The sequence below is a fragment of the Rhodococcus sp. LB1 genome (genome assembly GCF_001583455.1).
Lineage (GTDB): Bacteria > Actinomycetota > Actinomycetes > Mycobacteriales > Mycobacteriaceae > Rhodococcus_F > Rhodococcus_F opacus.
The window spans coordinates 594-813 of sequence record NZ_LTCZ01000298.1 but is presented as its reverse complement, the minus strand read 5'-3'; the positions used below and the strand labels follow the sequence as shown (position 1 = coordinate 813).

General features: G+C 66.4%; 1 protein-coding gene. It reads right to left on the bottom strand.

Translation table 11 applies throughout. The annotated features are described in order from the left end of the window. A partial coding sequence (locus tag AZG88_RS31275) for an SDR family oxidoreductase (RefSeq protein WP_156517661.1) occupies nt 1-220 on the bottom strand: 220 nt, incomplete at both ends.

Genomic DNA, 220 nt, shown 5'->3' with positions numbered 1-220 from the left:
CGATGCCGACCTTCGCGCCGGGCTGCAGGAGCGACCGCAGTGCCTCCACGGTCCGCAGCGGTCCGAGGGTGTTGATCTCGATCTGTTTGCGGACCAGGTCGTAGTCGATCGTTCCCAGTTCGTCGAGCCACATGACCCCGGCAACATGGACCAGGGCGTCCAGTGTGGTACCCGCTGCGGCGAGCCGTGACGCGAGCGCCTCGACCGATTCCTGCGATGT